Annotated in this window: 16 protein-coding genes and 2 tRNA genes; 8 read left to right on the top strand and 10 right to left on the bottom strand. The window is 59.5% G+C overall.

Going from position 1 to position 21,308, the window contains the following annotated elements; all coding sequences use genetic code 11:
• Position 1: 1 nt before the first annotated feature.
• The 8 genes from Q0K10_RS08630 to Q0K10_RS08595 form a co-directional block, all read right to left on the bottom strand.
• Positions 2 to 892, bottom strand: a complete 891-nt coding sequence (locus Q0K10_RS08630) for a GDSL-type esterase/lipase family protein (RefSeq protein ID WP_294505921.1) — start codon at positions 890 to 892, stop codon at positions 2 to 4.
• Positions 893 to 930: 38 nt separating this feature from the next.
• Positions 931 to 1,935, bottom strand: coding sequence for an FAD:protein FMN transferase (locus tag Q0K10_RS08625; protein ID WP_294505919.1), 1,005 nt, complete (start codon positions 1,933 to 1,935; stop codon positions 931 to 933).
• A gap of 1 nt (position 1,936) precedes the next feature.
• Complete coding sequence (gene ileS, locus Q0K10_RS08620; protein ID WP_294505916.1) at positions 1,937 to 5,065, bottom strand: isoleucine--tRNA ligase; 3,129 nt, start codon at positions 5,063 to 5,065, stop codon at positions 1,937 to 1,939.
• Between the two features lie 7 nt (positions 5,066 to 5,072).
• A complete protein-coding gene (locus Q0K10_RS08615; RefSeq protein ID WP_366942983.1) occupies positions 5,073 to 6,698 on the bottom strand; it encodes a sodium:solute symporter family protein in 1,626 nt (541 codons plus the stop codon).
• 29 nt (positions 6,699 to 6,727) lie between these two features.
• Entirely contained in the window at positions 6,728 to 6,916 is a 189-nt protein-coding gene (locus Q0K10_RS08610; RefSeq protein WP_294505911.1) for a symporter small accessory protein, read from the bottom strand.
• A gap of 99 nt (positions 6,917 to 7,015) precedes the next feature.
• A complete protein-coding gene (locus Q0K10_RS08605; RefSeq protein WP_294505908.1) occupies positions 7,016 to 7,243 on the bottom strand; it encodes a L28 family ribosomal protein in 228 nt (75 codons plus the stop codon).
• A gap of 80 nt (positions 7,244 to 7,323) precedes the next feature.
• Positions 7,324 to 7,399, bottom strand: a tRNA-Lys gene (locus Q0K10_RS08600).
• Between the two features lie 282 nt (positions 7,400 to 7,681).
• Positions 7,682 to 8,590, bottom strand: coding sequence for an AraC family transcriptional regulator (locus Q0K10_RS08595; protein WP_294505905.1), 909 nt, complete (start codon positions 8,588 to 8,590; stop codon positions 7,682 to 7,684).
• A gap of 136 nt (positions 8,591 to 8,726) precedes the next feature.
• On the opposite strand from Q0K10_RS08595, the gene Q0K10_RS08590 reads away from it, so the two are divergent.
• The 4 genes from Q0K10_RS08590 (at position 8,727) to Q0K10_RS08575 (ending at position 14,660) form a co-directional block, all read left to right on the top strand.
• Complete coding sequence (locus Q0K10_RS08590; RefSeq protein WP_294505902.1) at positions 8,727 to 9,962, top strand: hypothetical protein; 1,236 nt, start codon at positions 8,727 to 8,729, stop codon at positions 9,960 to 9,962.
• A gap of 191 nt (positions 9,963 to 10,153) precedes the next feature.
• On the top strand, positions 10,154 to 10,906 hold the full coding sequence (locus Q0K10_RS08585) for a type II secretion system protein (RefSeq protein ID WP_294505900.1): 753 nt from the start codon (positions 10,154 to 10,156) through the stop codon (positions 10,904 to 10,906).
• 26 nt (positions 10,907 to 10,932) lie between these two features.
• Positions 10,933 to 12,798, top strand: coding sequence for a cellulase family glycosylhydrolase (locus tag Q0K10_RS08580; RefSeq protein ID WP_294505898.1), 1,866 nt, complete (start codon positions 10,933 to 10,935; stop codon positions 12,796 to 12,798).
• Entirely contained in the window at positions 12,795 to 14,660 is a 1,866-nt protein-coding gene (locus tag Q0K10_RS08575; RefSeq protein ID WP_294505895.1) for a beta-galactosidase, read from the top strand. Before Q0K10_RS08580 ends, Q0K10_RS08575 begins: the two co-directional genes overlap by 4 nt.
• Before the next feature lie 8 nt (positions 14,661 to 14,668).
• On the opposite strand, the gene Q0K10_RS08570 is transcribed toward Q0K10_RS08575, so the two are convergent.
• A complete protein-coding gene (locus Q0K10_RS08570; RefSeq protein WP_294505892.1) occupies positions 14,669 to 16,384 on the bottom strand; it encodes an SLC13 family permease in 1,716 nt (571 codons plus the stop codon).
• 209 nt (positions 16,385 to 16,593) lie between these two features.
• Between Q0K10_RS08570 and Q0K10_RS08565 the strand changes: the two genes are divergently transcribed.
• Genes Q0K10_RS08565 through Q0K10_RS08555 form a run of 3 tightly spaced genes read left to right on the top strand, consistent with a single transcriptional unit; the run spans position 16,594 to position 19,367 of the window.
• Positions 16,594 to 17,799 carry an aspartate aminotransferase family protein gene (locus Q0K10_RS08565; RefSeq protein ID WP_294505889.1) on the top strand — a complete coding sequence of 402 codons (1,206 nt, stop codon included), beginning with the start codon at positions 16,594 to 16,596 and terminating at the stop codon, positions 17,797 to 17,799.
• 4 nt (positions 17,800 to 17,803) lie between these two features.
• Complete coding sequence (gene argF / locus Q0K10_RS08560) at positions 17,804 to 18,706, top strand: ornithine carbamoyltransferase (protein WP_294505886.1); 903 nt, start codon at positions 17,804 to 17,806, stop codon at positions 18,704 to 18,706.
• A 58-nt stretch (positions 18,707 to 18,764) separates the two neighbouring features.
• On the top strand, positions 18,765 to 19,367 hold the full coding sequence (locus Q0K10_RS08555; protein WP_294505882.1) for a manganese efflux pump MntP family protein: 603 nt from the start codon (positions 18,765 to 18,767) through the stop codon (positions 19,365 to 19,367).
• 71 nt (positions 19,368 to 19,438) lie between these two features.
• Here the strand turns inward: Q0K10_RS08555 and gltX are convergent, their stop codons facing one another.
• On the bottom strand, positions 19,439 to 20,899 hold the full coding sequence (gltX, locus tag Q0K10_RS08550; protein WP_294505879.1) for a glutamate--tRNA ligase: 1,461 nt from the start codon (positions 20,897 to 20,899) through the stop codon (positions 19,439 to 19,441).
• 181 nt (positions 20,900 to 21,080) lie between these two features.
• On the opposite strand from gltX, the gene Q0K10_RS08545 reads away from it, so the two are divergent.
• Positions 21,081 to 21,156 (top strand) — tRNA-Glu (locus Q0K10_RS08545).
• Positions 21,157 to 21,308 lie beyond the last annotated feature (152 nt).

Below are 21,308 nucleotides of genomic sequence, written 5' to 3'. Positions count from 1 at the left end.
ATCAATCCCCTTTCTGTTCCGGCGCCGCCCGGTGCGGTTCGTCAAACCGGACGCCCCCGCGCACGACTTCCGCCATTTTTTCGTGTCCGTAATTCGAAAGATGCACTCCATCCACCACCGACTCGCTCCCGCGAAGAACCGCGGCAAACCGGCGGCGCGGAATCAGCCGCACTCCGTATTTTTCCGCAAGAAACCGCTGCGCACGCAGGTAAGCCCCGCGAAACGGCGGCAGCGGCAACTCAAACATCACGGCGGGAACCTCCCGAGCCGCGACCGCAGAAAGCAGTTCATCCAGTTTCCGGGCGAATTCATCGCCGGAAACCCCTCCGAGCAGATCGTTGCCGCCCAGTTCAATAAGCAGCACATCGCCGGGGGAAAAGTCGAAGCGCTCCTCGAGAATCCGCAGCGAGGAGCCCACCTTGCTCCCCGGCACCGCCCGGTTCGCGATCCGCCCCGGATGTTCCCGTTCCAGCAATTCGCTCCAGACCGTCTCTTCCTCAAATCCGATGCCGGAACTGATCGAATCGGCAAGGATCCAGAGTTTCCCGCGGCACACCAGCGGTTCGGGCTCCAGCCAGTACGGCAGTTCGAGCACGGCCGCCGAAACGGCCAGAGCCGCCGTCAGAGCCGCAGCGCCGTACCGCCACGGCGTCTCGAACCGTAAAGTCACCACCATCGCCAACGCCGCAGCAAACAGCGGCCAGATGATCCAGCCGGAAACCGGAGTCGAGGAGAGCGCGACCAGCAGAATCCCGAGCACCGTCGCCGTCACGGTCAGGGAGAGCGTCGCCCCGCTCCGTCCCCGCAGCCCGGCTGGGATCGCGACTGCCAGCACGGCCAGACCACACCAGAATCCCCAGCCGGAAGCGATGAACATCAGAACCGGATGCATGGCCTGTTTCCCCCTCCGCCTTCTCCGGCGAACTTCCGTCACGGTTTTTTGTCGGTCGGCCGGGCGATAAGCACCGCCACGCCGCCGAACGAGCTCTCCGCCCGGTGCGCCAGAGCTTCCCCCTGAAGAAAAATCGCCGTGGAAAGCCAGTCCGCCAACAGCGCCGACGGCGCAATCACCGTCACCGAATGCGTTCCCTGAGTCGGACGGCCCGTCACCGGGTTCATGATATGCCCGTACTGCACGCCGCCGATCGTAACAAAACGCTCGTAATCCCCGCTGGTCGAGAGCGATACATTGCACAATTCCAGCGTCTCCTCCAGGAGTTCACTCTTGTTTTCCGGATTTCTCACACCGACCCGGTAGGCATTTCTCCCGGGCGGCGGCTCCGGAAACAGCCGCAGATTGCCGCCGAGATTGATGACGCCGCGCCGAATCCCGAACTTCGAAACCGCCTCGAACGCCCGATCGACCGCGTACCCCTTCGCAATGCCTCCAAGGTCGAAACTCATCCCTGGAACCGTGAATTTAACGCTCCGGTCATCGTCGTTGAAAATCACCTTGTTCAAACCGACCCGCGACTGAGCCTCGGCAATCTCAAGCTCCGTCGGAAGCGAGCCGCCCCGCTTCTGATAGAATCCCCAGAGATCCATCAGCGGCTTCGAGGTAATGTCGAACGCCCCGTCCGAAAATGCATACGCCTTCCGCGACTCCAGCAGCAGAAACCAGAGTTCGGGGGAACAGACAAACGGTTTCTCCGCCGCCGTCGCATTCAACCGCGAAAGTTCGCTCTCCGGATCGTGGACGTTGCAGAGGTTCGTCACTTCGTCGAACACGTCGACCACGGCGTCGGCCGCACTCTGCGCATTCCCGGGCGAAGTGAAGAACGTGAGTTCCGCCACCGTTCCCATAACCGGGAAAATCCGATCGAACCGCGTGTTCCGCTCCGAAACCCGGTGCAGCAGCTGAAGCACCAGAAGCAGCATCCCCGCGAGCAGCAGCAGCGCGAGCGCAATTCCGAACCGTGTACGGCCGGTCATCATCTTACGCCTTCTCCACCCGGACACGGCACGCTTCGCCGTTCACATCGACGTCAACGCCATCGGCCGCCTCTCCCGGCACAAGCTCCTTTGCAAGCGTCTCTTCGCAGATGTACGCCAGATTCGACTCGATGGCCGCATTCCACTTTTCCGGAACACGGTATTCGATCCGGATCCGGTCGACCACGTCAAAGCCGTTCTCCTTGCGCAGATTCTGGATCTTGCTCACAAACTCGCGCGCAAATCCCTCCGCTTCCAATTCCGGCGTCAGTTCGGTAGCAAGCGCAATCGTGATGCCGTCCCCGCTCGCGGCAACCAGCCCCGGCTTCTCCTCACGCTGAACCACAAGGTCGCCGGCGGAAATCTCCGCGGTCGTCCCATCGGCCAGCGCAAGGCGGTACGGCTTCCCGGCGAGAATTTCGCCGATTTCGCGCCCGGAGAGCGCCTGGATCTTCGCGGCGGCCTCCTTCATATTCTTTCCGAGACGGCTGCCGAGCACTTTGAAGTTCGCCTTCGCGGAGCGCTTCACAAGCGCCTCCTCATCGTCGCAGAACTCGACCTGTTTCACGTTCAGCTCCTCGGCGACGATCCACGCGGTCTCCTCAAGCATTTTGCGCGACGCGGCGTCCGGAGCGGCCAGCACCGCCTTCGCGAGCGGCTGGCGCACCTTCAGGTTGTTCGCCGTCCGCAGAAAGCGTCCCGACGAAACCGCCGACATCGTCAGCTCCATCTGCCGCTCAAGATACTCGTCGCGGCTCGCGGCGTCCGGTTCCGGATAGTCGCAAAGATGCACCGACTCCGGCATCTCCGCCGTCCGCAATACCCGGTAGATCGCCTCGGTCGTGAACGGAATGAACGGCGCGGCCGTTTTCGCAAAGGTCAGCAGGACATAATGCAGCGTCGCATACGCCTCCTTCTTGTCCGCGTCGTCGCTCGACTTCCAGAAACGGCGGCGGCTCCGCCGGATGTACCAGTTCGTGAGGTCGTCGATGAACCGGCTGAACCGGTTCGCCGCCTTCTGCAGATTGTACGCATCCATCTCGGCGCGGATCTCCTCGACCATCTGCGACGCGGAAGAGAGAATCCAGCGATCGAGCACATTCGCGGGTTTCGCGGGAGCTTTCACCTCCCCGGGCGCCGGCTCATAGCCGTCCACATTCGCGTAGGTGACGAAGAACGACAGCGCGTTCCACATCGGAATCATGATTCCGCGCAGCACCTCGCGCACCCCCGCCTCCGAAAACTTCAGATCCTCCGCGCGAACCACCTGCGACCCGAGCAGAAACAGCCGCAGCGCATCCGCACCGCAGCGGTCGATCACATCCATCGGGTCGGGATAATTCCGCAGCCGCTTGGACATCTTCTGCCCGTTCTCCGCGAGCACAAGACCGTTCACCACCACATTCCGGAACGGCGGCTTGTTGAAGAGCGCCGATGCGAGAACCACCAGCGTGTAGAACCATCCACGCGTCTGATCGAGCCCCTCGGCAATGAAGTCCGCCGGAAAATTCTCCTCGAAATGCTGTTTGTTCTCAAATGGATAGTGCTGCTGCGCATACGGCATCGAACCGGATTCGAACCAGCAGTCGAACACTTCCGTGACCCGCTTCAGCGGCGATTTTCCGGTCGGAGACGGAATTTCGATCTTGTCGATGAAATGCTTGTGCAGGTCTTCGACCTTCCGGCCCGAGAGTTTTTCCAGTTCCGCGGCGCTCCCGACCACAATCACCTCGCCTTCGGCGTTGCGCCAGATCGGCAGCGGAGTGCCCCAGTAACGGTTGCGGCTGATCGCCCAGTCGCGCGCATTTTCGAGCCACTTCCCGAACCGGCCGTCGCGCAGGTGCGACGGCACCCAGTTGATCGTGCGGTTGTTCGCAATCATCTTATCCTTGATCGCTTCCACCTTCACAAACCAGGTCGAAATCGCGCGGTAGATCAGCGGCCCGTCGTCCCGCCAGCAGTGCGGATAACTGTGCTTGATCTGCCCGCGATGAATGAGCTTGCCTTCCTCTTTGAGCCGCTGAATGATCTCCTTGTCCACCGACTTCACCGGACGCCCCGCGTAATCGGGGACCTCCGCGGTGAAACGGCACTCCTCGTCGATCGGACACACCTCCGGAAGTCCGGCGGCCTTGCAGACCGCGTTGTCGTCCTCGCCGAAGCCCGGCGCGGTGTGCACGATCCCGGTGCCGTCCTCCGTGCTCACGAACGAGCCGCCCAGCACCTGGAACGCCCCCTCGTCGGCAAGATCGGCGAAGTAGCTGAACAACGGCTCATACCGCATCCCGACCAGTTCGGACCCCTTGCCGCGCCAGACGATCTCCGGCGTCTCGCGATAATACGCTCCGAGGCGGCTTTCGGCCAGATAATAAAAGTCTTCTCCGTCTTTCACTTTCACGTAGTCGATCTCCGGACCGACCGTCAGAGCAAGGTTCGACGGAAGAGTCCACGGCGTCGTCGTCCACGCGAGGAAGTAGGCGTTCTCCCCGCCCTTCACCCGGAAACGCAGCGTGATCGCCGGATCGACCACATCCTTGTACCCCTGATTCGCCTCGAAATTCGACAGCGGCGTCGCGCAGCGCGGGCAGTACGGCAGGATCTTGTACCCTTCGTAGACCAGCCCCTGATCCCACAGCGTCTTGAACACCCACCAGATCGACTCCATGAAACTGCGGTCCATCGTCCGGTAACCGTTCCGGAAATCGACCCAGCGCCCCATGCGGTTCACGACCTTTTCCCACTCGGCGGTGTAGCGAAGCACGATCGAGCGGCACGCCTCGTTGAACTTGTCGATGCCGTAGGCCTCGATGTCGCGCTTGCTGCTCAAATTAAGCTGTTTCTCCATCTCATTCTCAACCGGGAGTCCGTGGCAGTCCCAGCCGAACCGCCGCTCGACGTAATTGCCGCGCATGGTCTGATAACGCGGCACGACATCCTTGATCGTCCCGGCCAGCAGGTGGCCGTAGTGAGGCAGCCCGGTCGCGAACGGCGGCCCGTCGTAAAACACGAACTCCCGTCCGCCACGACGCTGATCGAGCGATTTCTTGAAGATGTCGGAACTCCGCCAGAATTCGAGTATTTCGCACTCCAGCTCCGGAAAATGAACCTGATTCGAGATGTTTTTGAAAGCCATTTTGGGGTCACCCGTCTATTTTAAAAGATTCGAAACAATTTTTCAGATGCGCCTCGGAGAGCTTCGAGGAAACCCTGCTGCCGATCACCAGCGCCAGCACCGAAAGCGGCAGAGAGTAAACCAGCGAATCCACATAAGGCCACGGAAACGCCGAAATCAACTCGCCGCGCCCGAACAGCATCTGGCAGATGCCGAGTGCCGCCGACTCCTTGCGGTGCAGGAACAGCAGCCCGAACAAACTCGCCCCCACCCCGACCGAAATCGAGAGCCACACGCCGAAGCGCGTCGCCCCGCGCCAGTAGAGCGCCGCACAGTAGGCCGGCAGGAACGCCGCCGCGCAGACACCGAAGAAAATCGCCGTCCCGCGCGCAATGATGCCGGGCGGAAGCACAATCCCCAGGATCACGCTGACCACGATCCCGAATATCACCCCCAGCCGCGTGACGAGAACACTGTCGCGCTTCACGCTCGAGAGGTTGCGGAACAGATCGTGCCCGATCGCCGATCCGGTCACGTGAAAGAGCGAACTCAACGTCGACATCGCCGCCGAAAGCAGCGTCAGAGAGAACACATAGAGCACCACCGGCGGCAGCGCCTGCCGGATGAAGAGCGGAATGATGAGGTCCGGATTCCCGCCCGCCGCTTCGATCGCGAGTTTCCCGGAAATCCCTTCGGCGATCCCCTTGTCGGCATGGTAGAAAAAGACATTCGACAACGCCCCGACCATGTAGGCAGCCCCCGCCGTGCAGAGAATGAAGACCGAACCGATCACCACCGCGCGATTCAGCTCCCGTGTGCTCTTGACCGTCATGAAACGGACCGCCAGCTGCGGCTGCGCGAGCGCGCCGATGCCGACCCCGAGCATGAGACTCGATACGAGCGTCCACCACCAGATCGAGTTGAACTTCGGCATCGAGGTCCACCCCTGATGGCCAAGTGCCGCCTCGGCCGGAAGCCGCTCCGCCACCAGCGGCGCCATATCCGTCAGCGCCTGATGCGCGCTGACCACTCCGCCGAGCTTCCAGTAACACATCACGAGCAGCGAAAGCATCCCCGCGATCATGACCGTTCCCATCATCGCATCGACGTACATAACCCCCTTGAGTCCGCCGAAGACGACGTAGAGCGCCACAATCACGGCGAAAATTCCAAGCGCCCAGCCGTAGTCGATCATCATGACCTCCTGCAGAAACCGCGCCCCGCCGATCAACACCACACTCGAATAAAGCGGCATGAACAGAAAGATGATCGCCGCAAGAAACACCTTGAGGTACTTCGAATCGAACCGCCTCCCCATGAACTCCGGAAACGTATGCGCATCCAGCGCCAGCCCGATGCGGCGCGTCCGCGGCCCGAAGAAGATGAACGCCACGACGATCCCGATCGCGATATTCATGAAGACCAGCCACATGAGTCCCATTCCGAACTGTCCGGCGACCCCTCCGAAACCGACCAGAGCCGAAGTGCTGATGAACGCCGCGCCGTAGCTCATGGCCATGACGAACGGATTGACCGAACGGCCTGCGAGCAGATAATCCTTGTTCGATGTGGTTTTCCGGAATCCGCGATAGCCGAGATAGCCGACCAGCAGCATGTAAACCACGATCAGCGCCCCGAGAATCCAGACGTTCATCCCGTTCTCCGCGGCGGAGGCGAAGAGAGTCATTGCCGCTCCTCCGCGATTCTGCGGCGGCGCGCCCGGGAACGGCGGCGTGCCCGCATTATCGCCTCTTCCCGGCGCGGATCAGCCCCCCGATTCCAGTTCACGCTTCCGTAGACGACCCCGAAGAGCGTGATCCCGAGACAGCCCGCCAACGCGGCAACGATCTGCAAGTCACCCAGTCCGAACATCTTATTCCACCGCATAGATTTAGGATTACAAAAGAATGAGCGGACGAGTAACCGCACTCGCCCGCTCTCATATATCGACAAAAATCCGAAAAACGGATCTTACGCTTTTTCGTAATTGCCGGTGCGGATGCAGCGCGTGCACATCTTGACGGTCTTGACCGTCCCGCCGGCGTTGATCTTGACGTTCTGAAGATTCACTTCAAAAGTGCGCTTCACATTCTTGACCACGTGCATACCGATGCCGCCGGCTTTCTTGGCCAGACCTTTGCGGGTGATGCAGCCGCCGTTGGCCTTGACTTTCCCGCACATTTCGCAGACTTTGCTCATTTTGTTCCTCATTTCCCCGACCCGAACCGCAAACGGCCGGTCGGCTTCTATCGTTAAAACCAATTTTTATTCAATAAAAATGGTGGGTTGACCGGGACTCGAACCCGGGACCACCGCCTTAAAAGGGCGATGCTCTACCGACTGAGCTATCAACCCACCGGAAAACCGACGGCAACAGCTCCTTAAGATACCGCGTCTTTTTCATTTTTCAAATGCTTTTTGGATTTTTTTCCAAAAAAAGCGGAACTTTGCTTCAATTGCCGAGTTTTTCCGCTCACGAAGCTTGACTTTTGAGCAAGAAGGTATATAGTGAATACCAGAAGGCAGGTCATACTCGGAATAAGATTTGCATCGGGCTCTCTTTTGAGCTTATTGTACACTGTAATTGACGAGTGGATACAACCTGCCTTCTTTTTTTGTCTTTCCGCAACACCTGCTTCACGAGAAGTATGTCAGTTGTTTTCGATACTCGCGCGGCGACATTCCCTGACGATGCCGGAAACAGGTCGAGAAATTCAATGCATTCCCGAAACCAACCGCAGCAGCGATTTCCTTGATGGAATATGTTTCATCCGCCAGCAGCCGTCGGGCCCGGTGGATTCGCAGATCCAGCAGATATTGCCGGGGCGTCGTGTGAAAATAGCAGTGAAAAAGCCGAACCAGATGGGTGGGAGAACAATTGCAGTACTGCGCCATTTCCAACTGCGTCCATGCATATTCCGGGTGCTGTTCAAGCGATATGCGCAGCTCCGCCAGCGCTGGCGGTAAACTAACGATGTCCGGCCTCCCGCGAAGCAGCTGCAGAATCTCAAAACAAAGCAGTGTATTGCGAATGGAACCGACATCGGGAGTTTCGTCGGCCAATTCCCCGATCTCCTGCAGAACTCGTTCCATGCACCGACTGTCCAGGCCGGTCACGATATCCTTTTCCCCCAGACCGCTTCCCTGCAGAAAAGGGATCAGCAGCATTCCGGAAACCATCAATGAAATTTTTCGGCAACCACCTTCTCCGGAAAGGAATTCACTTTCCAGCTGCGGCTGCATCAGAAAAACCTCCCCGGGTTCCAACTCACAGGCACACTCCCGCTGGCGCACCAGCAGAGAACCACTTTTTACATATTCGATCGACAGAAACGGAGCATTGCGACGCAAATAATGCGCCTGCCGCAGCAACGCGACCTCGCAGATGCACTCGATCCGCAACTGATCCTCCCGCACTCCCGGGGACAAGTTTCGCATCCGATAGAAACGCCGGGAACGGTGGTGATAGAACTCCATCTCGTGATAATGATTCGGCGGCGGCAGCGGATTCCACCGGAAGGGAGAAAGATCATTGAGTTGTTTCATAATGGTTGTTTTTCAAATGTTTTTTCTTTTTTTTCAAATATAAAAACATTTTTCAATATTGTTTTTAAATGTTCATTTCACTATACTATAAGAGAAAATAAAAATCAAGTTACAGTTTTGGAAGAGAGGCAGGAACATGGCGAAAATCACCTGGCAGAAAAAAGCATGGGACCGGATCACCCGGGTGTTTTTTCATCCAGGAACCGGCCTGGTCTATGACTACATAACGGCAGACGACCCGGAGGAACGTTTTTCCCATCTCCCCTCCGTGGAGGAAATTTCGCTTTCGTTCCCGAATCCGTGCGGCTGGAGCACCGGGATGGAGGACTGCGCGCTGAACGGCGGGTTTCTGCTCGACCTGCTGCGTCTCCGCGGAGAGACGGACACCGACTTTGCCCGGCTTGCGGCGGCAGGCCTGATTCGATGCGGCAACGTTCACGGGAAAACCGGTTTTGTGGCCCGCGGTCTGAGTCCGCACGACGGACGCAGCTGCTACGGAAACTCCTCACGCGACCAGTTCACTCTGGCGACCTACGGCATGTGGCGGTTTCTGACGGGATATCCATCTCCGGATGCCGGTCTGAAACGCGACGGGAAAGCATTTCTCCGCTCAGTCGCGGAATACTGCAGAAAAACCGTCACCCCCGCCAACGCCTACAATCTGTTGCGTCTTGACGAGAAACCGGCAATCGTTTCAACAATGTGGCATTGTGCACCTCATGAAGCGATGAGGCTGCCGATGATCTACGGAATTGCCGCTGTCGTCACGGGAGAGCCCTGTTACTGCGAATGGATGCGCCATTATGCGGCAACCGGCCTGAAACAGACCCTGACGATGGATCCGCAAGCGGACTGGTGGGATATGCCGGTCATTCAAATGCAGCTCTCGTTAAACTTCTTCCGGGAAAGCGGCATCGCACCGGAACTGGAAGAGGGAATCCGCCAGGCCATGCGCATGGCGGCGTCGATCGCCCAAACCCGCCTGATGCCGCTGCTGGAAGAGGCGGAAGCTTTCGACGGCGACTGGGGAGCGTTGTACGACAACTGGAGATACCTGCCCATGAAAGCGACTCCGGAGACAATCGCTCCGGACGGCAGCTCCGCTCTGTTCGGCGGATTGAGCTATCTGAATCCGGTTTTCCGGGAAAGATATGCGCATCCGAACGCGATGTTGCGAGGAATCGGCAACTATCTGGCCACCATTGCGCTCTGCAACGAACATCCATGTCCGACTTCGCTGATTGACAGGGTGAACCGACTTCTCGAGACCATCGACATATCCCGCTGCACCGGAGCGGGAATTCTGCCGTTGCTCTACGGTTATGCGTCAATCCTGTTCAATCAAACTCAACTGCAAGGAGAAAAAAAATGAATCGAACGGTCCATTCTGCTTTTCGACCAACCGGTTCCGCGTGTTGCTCCGTTTCCTCACTAAGGGTTCGGCTGAGCGGCAATGCTCCGACCCGGCCGGCAGATGAAAGATTCCGAGAGGGAAATCCCGCGGAGAAGATTGCGATGCTCCCGGTGTCGACAGTTCGGCCAGACGCAGGCCGGATGCGGGAGGTGCGGCAAAGTACCTCCACCGTACGCTCCGCGCTCCGCGGTCCGGCGATGACCAGGGCTGATTTTACGCTCATCGAGCTGCTGGTCGTGATTGCGATCATCGCGATTCTGGCGGGAATGCTGCTTCCGGCGCTGAATCAGGCGCGGGAAAGAGCGCGGAGCACGAGCTGCCTCAACGGCCTTGGACAGATCATGAAAGCGCAGATTTTCTACAGCGACGACTCCCGGGGCCTGATGGTTGGCCGATCGGATAACAAGATATTCGGCCGGGCGCTCTACAACAACCGTTATCTCTCCGATTGGAAGTTGTTGAGCTGCCCCTCGAATCCCAGCCCCGACGCCGCCCGTTCCGCGACTCAGGAGAGCGCAATATGGGAGACGCATACCTACGGAGCCTACCTGGGGAACGCCAGCACCGACAACTGGGATTACGCGATCCGCATCAAAAAAGATTTCGGAGATTTCCTGCTCACCCCAGACGGAGAAGATCCGACGCTTTACCGGACCAACTACTTTTACAGCACGGTTCGGAACCGCCGCCCGACGGAATTCATCATGCTGGTTGACACGTTCAATCTGAGCAATCAGGCGCCGTTTTTCATCTATTCTCCGCGCGGAGATGTGGAACAGTCCCGTATCCATCTGATTCATAACAAACGCGCCAACGCCGCGTATATGGATGGGCACGCAGCCAGTTCCGGAGCCTCGGAGCTGGAGGCCTCGGCGATGGGCGTCACGCATTACTATCAATAAAAACGAATAACTCGGGGAAAATGAAAATGAAATGGTATCGATGGCTTCTGGGAGCGATTTGTTCGATTGGAATCGGCGTCACGGCCGGTTCGCCATTCGGGATGTGCGCCCATTTGAACCGGATGTCTCCGGAGGAGATGCGTCGCGAACTTGCGGCGATGGCAGACCGGGGTGTTCAGATGGTCCGGGTGGACCTCGATTGGTCACAGGTGGAACCGCGACCGGGCGAATGGGATTTTTCACGATGGGACGCGCTGGTGGAAGAGGCGGGAAAACAGGGGGTCGCCGTTCTGGCGATTCTCGGCGGCGAACTTCACAAACCGGTGCGGGCGCCTTACCGGAATCTTCCGGATTTTCTGAACTATGTGGAGAAGTGCGCCACCCGTTACCGGGGGAAGATATTCGCCTATGAAGTGATCAACGAAGCGGATTGCGACCGCCCGTGGGGGGAAAAACCGAATCCGGAGCATTACGCGGAACTGCTCAAGCAGTGCCGGCAGACGATTCGGTCCGCCGATCCCGAGGCGAAAGTGCTCTTCTCCGGGGTTTCGTTCGTGCAGAACCCCTATGGATTTCTCGACCGGGCGTTTGCCGCGGGCGCCGGTTCCGCCTGCGACGGAGTCAATTTCCACCCCTACCAGTGGAAATACGTACCGGAAGCACAACTGCTCCACAAGATCACCGAACTGCGCGAACTGATGAAAAAGCACAACCTGGATAAACCGGTCTGGATCACGGAGATCGGCAACTCCTCCGGGGAACAGCCCGTCGCTTTCGTAAGGGAGGTCGTCGGCGCCGCGTTGAAAAAGCTGGAGATCGATCCGGCGTCGCAGACGATCGGAATCATACGCGACGACGAAAATTTCTGGTATGCCGACGGCATCCACATGCAGGTCGGCGAGATTCTGCCGGAGGCGAAAAAACTGCGCACGCTGAAATTCATTGAACTTCCCGCGCTCAAACCGGAGGCTTGTCCGGTGGTGATTCTGCCCGGTGTGGAGGGGTTTCCTGTGCGGCAGTTCGGTTTCGTCCGCGATTATGTCAAGCGGGGTGGTACGGTTGTAATTCCGGGCGGCATTCCATTCTATTTCAATGTGGAAAAGCAGTCGGACGGCATGTTCACGAACGCCTGGCTCACCCGTCAGTGCCCAGGAGAACTGCATTTCGGCTGGGAGGCCTCCTGGACGCGGAACGGAGTTCCCGCGGAGACGCAGGAGGTCGTTCCGGGTGAAGAGTTCCCGGAGCTTTCGCCCCGGAAATTCTCCGCAGGGCGATTCCTGACCGCGGCGAACCTGAAAGGAAATGACCGGATGATTCCGATTTTTTACGGAGTCAAAGGAGAGTACAAGGCTTCGGTCGCCGCGCTCTACCGTTTCGACAGTGATCTCAAGGGGAATCTGGTGCTGATTCCGGGTGTCATGAACGAATGCTCCAGTGAGATTCAGCAGGCTTCGCTTCTGGTTCGCCAATATCTGCTGCTGCTCTCGGCAGGGGTCGAGGGGATCTGCTACTATCGTTTCCGGGCAGGAGAATGGAACCGGGGACGCGAAGCGAATTTCGGCATTCTGCACCGGGATTTCTCTCCGAAACCTGCAGCTGGGGCCTTTCAGACCCTGACGCGGCTGTATCCGGATGGATCGGGTCAGGTCACGATTTCCGAACCTGCCACCGGGGTCCGGACGGCGGTCTGGCAGCAGCCCGGAGGTCAAAGGATCTATGCCGTCTGGTCGCTCTCGGGTGATCGCAGGATGAAATTTTCCGGGGAGGCCGTGCGGATCGAAGATCTCTGCGGCGAAGAGACGAAACTTTCAAACAAATTCTTTGAGGCCCGTACCGCGCCCGTGTATTTCCATGCCGCGCCGGGAGCAACGTTGGAGTTTTCCGCGAGATGAAACGTTCGTTTGCCGCCGGGATACTCGCCGCGCTCGCGCTCTCGCTGACCGCGGCGGAATCCCCCTATGGAGTCTGCGCCCATTTGAACCGGATGCCGCAGGAGGAGATGCGCCGGGAACTCGCGGGAATCGCGGCGACCGGCATCGGCTTCGTCCGAACCGATCTGGACTGGGCACAGGTGGAGCCGCAGCCGGGCACGTGGGATTTCTCGCGCTGGGACGCCCTGGTCGGGGAAGCGGAAAAACAGGGGGTCTCCGTTCTGGCCATTCTCGGAGGGGAGTTGCCGGCCCACGGGAAACCTCCCTTCCGCAATATGGAACGCTGGCTCAACTATGTGGAACAGTGCGTCAGCCGCTACAAAGGGAGAATCGACTCCTACGAGGTGATCAACGAAGCCGACTGCGACCGGCCGTGGGGCGAAAAGCCGAATCCGGCCAACTACGCGCAACTGCTGCGCGAAACGTTCCGGACGATCCGGCGCATCGACCCGGATGCGCGGGTTCTGTTCAGCGGAATGTCCGATTTCGGAAATCCGATGGAATTTGTGGAGCAGGCATTCCGGGCCGGAGCGGTCGACTGTTTCGATGTGATGAATTTTCATCCCTACCAGTGGCGGAACGTACCGGAGTCGCAACTGCCGTTACGCATCCGGGATCTGCGGAATCTGATGAGAAAATACGGCATCGACAAACCGATCTGGATCACGGAAATCGGTGACTCCAGCGCGCCGGAACGGTTTCTCCTCGCCCGGGAAACGGTTCCCGCCGCACTGAAGCTGCTGGGATTTTCTCCGGAGCGGGACTGCATCGGCGTTCTTTCAGATACTCCGACACTCTACTGCACCGGCAGCATTGACGATTATCTCCCCGGCTGGAAACATCGGAAAGAACTTTCATTTCAGGATCTGGCGGTTCTGGACGTTTCAAAGTGCCCGATTCTGGCGCTGCCGGGACGGGAGGGCTTTCCCGCCTCACAAATCGACGCGGTGGTCGAATACGTCCGGCGCGGCGGGACGCTCATTCTGCCGGGCGGACTCCCGTTCTACTTTGATTTCAGCGAATCGGAGGAAGAGGGTCTGTTCCGCACAGTCCAGATCGACGACGCTCTGCTGCCGAAACTCCATCTGGGCTGGGAGGCGTTCTGGGTGAAACCGGAAGTTCCCCGCACCACCACCGCGACGGAAGCGGGGGAGGCATTCCCCTCGCTCACCCTGACCCACCGTCCCGGAATGCGGTTTCTGAACATGGAGAATCTGAAAGGAAACGATCGGATGATCCCGATCGCATTGGGAGTCAACGGCAGCTATCGCATGCCGGTAGCCGCACTCTTCCGACTGGACAGCGACCTGAAAGGGAACATCATCGCCGTGGTCGACTCCGCCGGAACCGACAGCTTCTCCGAGCTGGAGCAAACACAACGGCTGCCGCGTCAGCTGCTGCTGGCGTTTTCCGAGGATGTGGAAAAGGTGTTCTATTACCGCTTCCGGGCCGGAGAGTGGAACAACGGACGCGAAGCGCATTTCGGAATTCTCCACCGGGACTTCATCGACAAACCCGCCAGACTGGCCTACCGGAGCTTGATCCGGAATCTGCCGCCGGGCTCAACCAAGCCGGTCATCACCGGCGACGGGCGACTCCGTCAGGCTCGTTGGATTCGACCGGACGGACGGGCCGTGACGGCTCTCTGGACCGCGTTCGGCACGGGAAGCGAATGCCTCCGGGAGACCGCCGGCGAAGCGGAGACGCTCACCGGAGAAAAAATCCCGCCAGAAGGTTTGCCCGAAAAGCTCACGCCTTCCCTCCTCTATCTGACGGAAGAGGGTCCGGGCACAAAACCCGCCGACTCGATCCCGGAACCGTGACGTCGTTCCTATTTCGACTTCCCGACCGGGGTGGCGGCCTGAAGCCGCAGCGTCGGCGCTTCGCCCTGCGTGCCGTCACCCGTGAGGAGTCCGCGGAAAATCGCGCGCTTGCCCGGGGCAAGTTCCATTTTCGCCACAGGCACCTCGGGAATCGCGACGATCACCGGTTCACTCTCCCCGTCCGGCGGAGTGAGCCGGATCTCCTCCCGGCCGTCAACCTGGTTGATGGCCGCGCAGATCGCATCGATTTCCACGAGCTTGTTCTCGAACCGCTTTTCCAGCTGATCGAAGCCGACCTTCGACGGCCGGTCCGGCATGAGCGGCGAAGTCAGCGTCAAACCGATCCAAACCACGCCGCAAGCGAGCAGCGCCGATACCGCCCCGACTTTCAGCCAGGCGAAAAATCCCATCTGATGCGGGGCTTTCTTTTCGAGCATGCCGAGTGCAACGATGTTCGCGGTGCTGCCGATCATCGTGATGTTCCCGCCGATGCACGCTCCGAACAGCAGCGCCCACCAGAGCGGAAACGCCTTCACCGAGACCGAGAGCTGCTCGATCACCGGGCAGAACGCCGCCACGAAAATCACATTGTCCACAAACGCCGAACCGATCGCGCTCGTGACGAGGATGAACGGAATCAGAATCGCCGGGCTTCCGCCGCAGACCTGCGTAAAGTAGTCCGCCATCACCCGGTCGACGTGCGTATGCTCAAGCGTTCCGGCGATCGCGAAGAGCAGCATGAAGAAGAGCAGCGTCCACCAGTCCACCTCGCGCTCGACGTAATGGCGCGCCCGCTCCGGACGCAGAATCATGACCAGCCCCGCGCAGACCAGCGGAGCGATCAGCAGCACGCTGTTCCGACCGAGTCCGAGCAGCGTCTCAAGCTGATGGTGCGACGCGATCGCGAAAATCGTGAAGATCAGCAGCGCCAGCCCGCGCTTGTACGGCACCTCCACCACCGGCGCAAGCGACAGATTCCGGCTCAACCGCTCCTGCAGATTGATGTCGAACTGCCGCAGATCTTTCCGGTAGCAGTAGAGCAGAAACGCGATCGTCACTGCGAGCGCAAGCAGCATAAGCGGGAACGACCAGAGCATGAAATCACCGAACGTCAATCCCCCTTTCGTCCCGATGTAGATGCCGACCGGGTTGCCCATCATCGTCCCGGCTGAACCGACGTTCGTCGCGAGAACCGCGATCAGGATGTAAGGGGTCGGATTGAGTTTCAGTCGGTCGCACACCTGAAAGATCAGGGTCGAAATGAAGATGATCGAAGTCACCTCGTCCACCGCGCACGCGAGCAGAGCCGACGCGACCGCCGTCACCGCGATGAACTTTTTCCCTGAGATGTTCGGCATCGAGACGATCAACTGCACGACCCAGGTGAAGAATCCGAGGTCCCGCAGCGCTCCGACCACGATCATCATGCCGACCAGAAACAGGATCACCTCCAGCGCCGAGGACTGCACGAACTGCGCCACGGAGAGAGAATTCGTGCAGATGAGCACCGCCAGCCCGAGAAACGCGATCGCCAGCCGGAAACTCCAGAAGAAGAGCGTCCCCATGATGATCGCGAGAAACACCCCCACCGCCGTCGCCTGATGCGCCTCGAGCACGGTGGTCCCGCCGGCGACCCCCACCCCGATGCTGACCAGAAGCAGAATGGCGAAACGACTGAGCATCATTTTCGGCGACATTGCGGCGGAACTCTCTTCTCCATGCATGGCGGAACATCCTTTCCCTGTCTAAATTACCGGAAACTCCGGGGGGTTCAAGGTAATATAACCGCTGTTCGAACAAACGCAAGGGGAGGGAAAACTTTTCTCCTCCCAAAATTTCTTCGCGCGCGATTTGCATTTTTTCAAAAGCGTGATATAGTAACAATTTCCACATCGATAGCGATGGGGTTTTCAAACATAGGAGTCGAACAATCATGGAAAACCTGTATGAGGCGACCGTCGAACGGTACCGGAAGTATGTGATGCCCACCTACGCCCCGAAGATTCTCTTCGTGCGAGGCGAAGGCGCGCGACTCTGGGATGCGGACGGGCGCGAATATCTCGACTTCGCCACGGGAATTTCCGTATGCAACCTCGGACATTGCCATCCGGGCGTCACCGCCGCGATTCAGAAACAGGCGGCCACGCTCGTGCATGTCTCGAACCTCTATATGAACGAAGTCATGCCCCGCCTCGCCGAAAAACTCATCACGAACTGCTTCGACGGGGTGGTCTTCTTCGCAAACTCCGGAGCGGAGGCGAATGAGGGGATGTTCAAGTTCGCGCGCAAAATCGGCAACGCCACCGGACGCAACGAGATCATCTCGATGGACAACTCCTTCCACGGGCGGACGCTCGCGACGCTCGCCGCGACCGGACGCGCGAAATACCGGAAAGGTTTTGAGCCGGATATGCCGGGCTTCAAACAGGTTCCGTTCAACGACATCGACGCGCTGCGGAACGCGATCACGGAGAAGACCTGTGCGGTCGTGCTCGAACCCGTGCAGGGCGAAGGCGGCATTCTGCCCGCCGACCCGGAATACCTCAAGCAGGTCCGTGCGCTCTGCGACGAAAAAGGGATCCTGCTGCTCTTCGACGAAGTCCAGTGCGGCATGGGCCGGCTCGGAACGCGATTCGCGTGGCAGAGCTTCGGCGTGGAACCCGATGCGTTTTCAATGGCCAAGGCGATTGCGAACGGACTGCCGATGGGCGGCTTCATTGTGCAACGCAAATACGCCGAAACGCTGACGCCCGGAACTCACGCAAGCACATTCGGCGGAACAGCGCTCGTCTCCGCCGCCGCGCTCGCGGTACAGGAGGCGTTCGACCGTGAGAACGTGCTTGAGAACTGCCGGATCCAGGGGGAATACCTCCGCACGCGGCTCGCCGAAATCGGTAAAAAATATTCGTTTGTAAAGGGAGTCCGCGGCATGGGGCTCATGATCGGCGTCGTGCTTGACCGGGAAGCCGCGACTCTCGCCGGACTCTGCCTCAAACAGAATCTCGTGGTACTGACCGCCGGGGAGACGGTCCTGCGGCTGCTGCCGCGGCTGAACCTCACCCGCGCCGAAGCCGATGAGGGGATCGCCCGGATCAGCGCCGCGCTCGAAGAGCTCAACACGCTCATACAGAAGGGATGAGAAAATGAAGAAAGATTTGCTGACCCTCCGGGACATCACCCGGGATGATTTGTCGAATATTTTCGAACTGGCCTCGAAGCTGAAGGCCGAGCGCGGCAAAGTCGCGTTCACGCCGCTCGCGGGCAAGAGCATCGGGCTCATTTTCGCGAAGTCTTCGACGCGTACGCGCGTTTCGTTTGAGGTCGGAGTCGGCGAGCTCGGCGGACGGCCGCTCTATCTCGACCAGAGCAAAATGCAGATCGGTCGCGGCGAGACGGTCGCTGATACCGCGAAAGTACTCAGCCGCTATCTGCACGGGATCGTGATCCGCACGTTCTCCCACGCGGGAGTCGAGGAGCTTGCACGGGAAGCGACGATTCCGGTCATCAACGCGCTGACCGACGAGTACCATCCCTGCCAGATCCTCGCGGACCTGCTCACGATCAAGGAGTACTCCGGCCGCATCGACGGCTCGATCAAGATGGCGTTCTACGGCGACGCCCGCAGCAACATCGCGAACTCCCTGATCCTCGCGGCGCGGCTGACCGGCATGGAACTCGTGCTGTGCGCCCCGGCCGAAGAGCAGCCGGAAGTGTCGCTTTACCAGGGATACTCGAACATCTCCTGGGAGCCGGATCCGATGAAGGCCGCGCGCGATGTGGACTACTTCTACACCGACGTCTGGGTCAGCATGGGCTTCGAGGAGGAGCGTGAACGGCGCATGAAGCTCTTCATTCCGTACCAGGTCAACGAGAAGCTCTTCACGGTCGCGAAACCCGACGCGAAGTTTCTGCACTGCCTGCCCGCTCACCGCGGGGAGGAGGTCGCCGCCGGGGTCATGGACGACCCGAAGCGGTCGATCGTCTTCGATGAAGCCGAGAACCGGCTGCACGTCCAGAAGGCGGTCATGAGTCTGCTGATGAAATAACCTTCCGGGAGCGGTTTGAAAAAGCCGCTCCTTTTTTTGCCGTTTTCCGGAGAAATCGATGTCACTCTTTGCAATTCTGGTTCTGGCGGTGAGCGTATCGATCGATGCGTTCGCGGTCTCGGTCGGCGGTGCGCTCGGCGACCGCACGGGCCGCAAATGGCGCAACGCCTTGCATGCGGCGCTGTTTTTCGGTGGATTTCAGGTCATGATGCCGCTCATCGGTTATTTCGCCGCTACGCAGCTGGCCGGTCTGGTTGAGGTGCTCGACCACTGGCTCGCGTTCGTTCTGCTCGGGATCGTCGGCGGCAAGATGATTTACGAGGGAGCCAGGGGAGAATCCGGAGAAGCGGAGGCGGAGTCCGGAGAAAACGGCAACGGGGGAGACGCGGACTTCTTCGCACCGAAAGCGCTTTTCATGCCGGCGGTGGCGACGAGCCTCGACGCTCTCGCTGTGGGAGCGGGGCTCGCATTCGCGCGCAGCCCGATTCTGCTGCCGGCGGCGGCGATGGGGGTCGTGACTGCGGCGGCTTCGATCGTCGGCGTGCTGCTCGGGCGGAAACTCGGCAAACTCGCGGGTGAGCGCGTCATGCTCATGGTCGGCGGCACGGCGATCGTGCTCATCGGCCTCAAGATCCTGCTCGAACATCTGACTGCCGCCTGACCGATGCAAAACGCGCCGCTTCCGGACTCCCGGAGCGGCGCGGCAGTGATGTTCTTTCCGTGAGACGCGGATTATTTCGCGGCAGCCTCGCGCAGGCGGCGCAGCGACTCCTCTTTCCCGAGAATCGCCATGATCTCGGCGGGACCGCCGGGAGTGACGGCGAGGCCGGAGACGCCGATCCGGATCGCCCACATCGGCTGGCCGATTTTCACCCCGAGTGTTTCCGCATAACGGGTCATGATCGCGTTGAGCGCCTCGACGTCCCAGTCGGCATCAGCGAGCGCCTCGAATTCCGGAATCAGCGCGGCGAATGCGGCCTTTGCGGTCTCGGGATTCGACTTGCTCTTCTTGTTGCAGAAGAGTTCGGAGGTGTATTCCGGCTGCTCGCGCAGGAAGCCGATCTTCTCCGGAATCTCGGTGAGGCGGCCGACGCGCTGCTGAAGCAGCGGCGCGATGAGCGGCCACTTCGGTTCCAGTTCCGTTCCCGCGACGCCGGAGAACGGCTGGGAGACGCGCGCGAACTCCGCGGGGGAGAGCGCTTTCAGATATTCTCCATTCATCCAGGTCAGCTTGTCGTAGTCGAAAACGGCCGAAGATTTGTTGAGACCGCGCACGTTGAAGATCTCCTCAAGCTCGGAAAGCGGGAAGATCTCGCGGTCGTTCTTCGGCGACCAGCCGAGCAGCGCGATGTAGTTCACGATGGCGGCGGGGAGGTATCCGTCCGCGACGAGCCCCTCGAAGCTCACGGAACCGTGCCGCTTCGAGAGTTTCGAGACATTGCCGTCGGCATCGCGCCCCATGATGAGCGGCAGATGGACATATTCGGGGATCTCCCAGCCGAAAGCGCGGTAGAGCAGATTGTACTTCGGCGTACTGGAAAGGTATTCGCAGCCGCGCACGACATGGGTGATGCCCATGGTATGGTCGTCGATGACGTTCGCGAAGTTGTAGGTGGGCATTCCGTCGCGTTTGATGAGGATCTGATCGTCGAGCACCTTGTTTTCGATGGTGATCTCGCCGAAGACCGCGTCATGATAGGTGGAGACGCCCTCCTTGTCGATCTTCTGACGGATGACGTAGGGTTTTCCGGCGGCGAGGTTCGCCTTGACGACTTCGGGGTCGAGGTTGCGGCAGTGGCCGTCATAACCGGAGGAGACCACGCCCTCCGCATCGGCGGGCTCGGCGGGCTCGTGTTTGTCGCAGAAGCAGTAGTAGGCGGCGCCTTTCTTCACGAGCTCCTCGGCATACGGGAGGTAAAGATGTTTGCGTTCGCTCTGGACGTAGGGACCGTAATCGCCGCCGACATCGGGGCCTTCGTCGTGGGAGATCCCGGCGGCGGCGAGGGTTTTGTAGATGACGTCGACGGCGCCGTCAACGTAACGGGCCTGATCGGTATCCTCAATGCGGAGGATGAACTTTCCCTTCTGCGAGCGTGCAAGCAGGAAGGCGTAGAGGGCGGTTCGGAGGTTACCGACGTGCATGAATCCGGTCGGACTCGGAGCGAATCTGGTTCTGACGGTTTGTTCGGACATAATGGATTCCCGGGTTAATTTTTACGATGTTCGATTCTCATTAATGTACAGCCGGGAGCGTGTGAATGCAACCGATTCCGACCGGGAACGGGGCAACTCCGCGCAAAAAACGAAATTTTTCCACAACCGGGGTTGACATTCGCCGGAATCCGGCTATATTAAAGGACATCACGAGAGATGCGTCTCCATCGTCTAGTGGCCTAGGACACCGGGTTCTCATCCCGGCAACATGGGTTCGACTCCCATTGGAGATGCCATTTTTATTTTCCCCTTCCAGTATTTTCGTGTGAATGCGTCTTTTTTCCCGCTACGGCATAATCTGGGGTCACATTTGGGGTCACATTTGGGGTCACATTTGGGGTCACAAATGCCCAGAGGAGGGAACCCATTCCGATGGTCACGTGTATAA

The organism is uncultured Victivallis sp. (genome assembly GCF_944391105.1).
Taxonomy (GTDB): Bacteria; Verrucomicrobiota; Lentisphaeria; order Victivallales; family Victivallaceae; genus Victivallis.
This window is presented reverse-complemented; position numbering and strand designations above follow the sequence as displayed.